General features: G+C 52.2%; 3 protein-coding genes. 1 reads left to right on the top strand and 2 read right to left on the bottom strand.

The window, feature by feature from the left end:
- Window positions 1-180: 180 nt before the first annotated feature.
- Entirely contained in the window at window positions 181-984 is an 804-nt protein-coding gene (locus tag F7B33_RS08155; protein ID WP_297074088.1) for an SDR family oxidoreductase, read from the top strand.
- 201 nt (window positions 985-1,185) lie between these two features.
- Here the strand turns inward: F7B33_RS08155 and F7B33_RS08150 are convergent, their stop codons facing one another.
- Window positions 1,186-2,184, bottom strand: coding sequence for an AIR synthase family protein (locus F7B33_RS08150; RefSeq protein WP_297074089.1), 999 nt, complete (start codon window positions 2,182-2,184; stop codon window positions 1,186-1,188).
- Window positions 2,185-2,189: 5 nt separating this feature from the next.
- On the bottom strand, window positions 2,190-2,822 hold a 633-nt coding region (locus F7B33_RS08145), incomplete at its 5' end, for an ATP pyrophosphatase (protein WP_297074086.1).

Genomic DNA, 2,822 nt, shown 5'->3' with positions numbered 1-2,822 from the left:
ATGTAGAACTTCACTTTATCACCCCCAAGAGTTTTCGAAAAATCTGTAAAAAATCGAAGGTTTTCCACCTTAAGTTTCTTTTCCTGATATTTTTGGCAAAACGACACAGATTCCCCAAATTCGGGAAACCTAATTCGTCAATGGGACAAAGGTTATTAGCCAATTCGCGAATTGGAGCCCATGATGGAAATAGACCTGGGCGGAATTGGAGTCCTCGTAACAGCATCGTCGAGGGGTATAGGCTTTAACGTCGCGAGGGAGCTCTTGAAAAGGAATGCGCGGGTTGTTATAAGCTCAAGAAACGGGGAAAACCTCCGAAAGGCACTCGACGAGCTCTCGAGCTACGGGGAAGTCTACGGAGTCAGGGCGAACCTGTTCAGTCAGAAGGACCTCGAGAACCTCGTAAAGGAGAGCTGGGAATTGCTTAAAGGCATTGATGCGCTCGTCTGGAACGCCGGAAACGTGAGATGCGAGCCCTGTCTTCTCCACGAGGCGGATTACATCGACTGGATTGAGGCGTCCGCCCTCCACACCGTAGCCCCGGGTTATCTCACGACCCTCCTCGTTCAGGCGTGGCTGGAAAAGAAGATGAAAGGCGTTCTCATCTACCTCAATTCCGTCTCAATCAAGGAGCCGATGCCACCTCTCGTTCTGGCCGACGTAACGCGGGCGGGACTCCTTCAGCTGACGAAGAGCGTCTCAAGAACCTATGGAAAGTATGGAATAAGGGCCTACAGCGTTCTGCTTGGAAGTTTTGACACCCCTGGCGCGAGGGAAAACCTGAGGAAACTCGCCGAGGAGCGGGGAGAAAGTTTTGAAGGGGTCTGGGAAAGGGAAGTGCTCTCAAGAACTCCACTCCACCGAACAGGAAAATGGAGCGAACTCGGCTCTCTGATAGCGTTTCTCCTCAGCGATAAAGCTGAATACATGCTCGGCTCGACGATTGTCATTGATGGGGCGATGACAAGGGGGATTGATATCTGAGAAATTTAATCCGTCTCTAAAAAGCGAAAGGGTACCCAGGCTTCTCCGGGGCCTTCATTCTCCTTTTGGCGTCGCGCTCGGCCTTAAGTGGCTAGACGTACACCATAAGTGTCGTCATCTGTATCGCCCTTAGTGATATAAAGAACTTCAACGCTTAAAAACCTTTCGTTTTTGTATCACCAACAGTGATATAAAAGGGAGTCACTTCCCATAAAGGGTAACATAGGGGTCACCCTCAAACTCTGGGAAGGGTTTCACCTTTCCGTTTTCCACCAAAAGCCGTTCCTTTTCTCGGGTGAATTCGCCGAGCTCAAATGCAGTAATTCCATTTTTATGCAATTCTGCAATTAACTGGTTGGAATTTTCCGGGGGAGTTATGGCAATCAGCGTTCCCGTTGAGGAGACGCTCCAGGGCTCAAGGCCGTAGAAGTCCAAGACCTTTTCCACAAGGGGGTTAAGTCTCAGCCTATCGGAGTAAACCACGAAGCCAAGGCCAGAATTGTCGGCTATTTCATGGAGGGCAGTTAGTCCACCTTCCGTGGCGTCGTGCATACCCCTGACGAAGGGTCTGGCTATCAGGGCATCTGGTAGAACCGTTTCAAGCCTGTAGAGCGAGCGGAGTCTCGATAGTTTTCCCGGAGTTAGGAAACCCTTAAGCTCACGGGCCCGAAAGTAAGAGGCCGATACTGCAAATTCTAGGGCAACTTTACCCGTTACTATAATCCTGTCGCCGGGCTTCGCCAGCGGTAGTTTGAGCCCTTCCCTTTTGACGAGCCCCATGGCGGTGGTTGTTGCAACCAGCTCCCTCGCTGAGGGATAAACGCCCGTGTGTCCCCCGATTATCGCGCTCCCAAAGCGCCGGCATTCTCCGTTAAGGTCCCCCATGGTTCTTTCCAAAAACTCCCTCGAAGTCCCTGGCGGGAGGACAAAATCAATTACGAGCCACCTTGGTCTGGCCCCAAAGACGGCCACGTCGCTCGAAGCAAAGTGGTATGTGAAGAAGCCGAAGGTCTCGGCCGGAACGCCGAGCGTTGGGTCGGTGGCGACGATGAGGTAGTGCTCATCATCGTATTCCAGAACGGCGGAGTCAAACCCTTCTTTAGGCCCGTAAATTACCTTTCCGTCCTCAATTCCAAGGTTTGGAAAGATTACCTCCCTCAAGAGCTCGTTCCTCAGCTTTCCAAAGGGTAGCTTTTCCATCCATCTCACCTGAACCTCTCTATTATCTGGCGAACCTCCGAGAGCATCTCCTCGTCACAGTTCCAGCACATTATCTCGAAGCTCGGAACCCTAACGCTCACGCGAACCTTCCTCCTCCTCGCGATTTTGCTCACCTCGTAGTTAACCCTGTAAGCCAAGTCCATGAGCCTCTCTGTTACAATCTCCTCGCGGTCTATGTACTGGAGTGGACAGCCCTCGCGCCACTGTCTTCGTCGCGCGTGTTCATACATACGGTAGGGCTTTATTCCTACTTCCTCAGCAAGGGCCTCTACATCCTCGGCGGTGTACTTTATCAGGGGCCTGAAGAAGGGGATCCCTATCCTCGGGATGTCGCAGAGCCTTATATCGCCTTCACACTGGTCGAGGAGAGCACCTATGATTTTGTCGTTGGCGTTGTCGCCCTTCGCCAAAACGTCGAAGCCGTTGTTGAGGGCGAACCATTTCGCGTTCCAGAGCATTACCTTCTTGCAGTTGATGCACACCGGGCCCTTCCTGCCGGTTGCCTCGCGTAAGAGACCGTCCGTGACGTCAACAAGATAGTGCTTAACCCCGAGCCGTTTGGTGAACTTCATCGCCCAGTTGAGCGTTTCCTTCCAGCTCCAGCGGTGGAAGAATGT

The sequence above is a fragment of the Thermococcus sp. genome (assembly GCF_015523185.1).
Lineage (GTDB): Archaea > Methanobacteriota_B > Thermococci > Thermococcales > Thermococcaceae > Thermococcus.
Note: the sequence above shows the minus strand (reverse complement) of the source record. Positions and strands in the feature narration are given on the sequence as shown.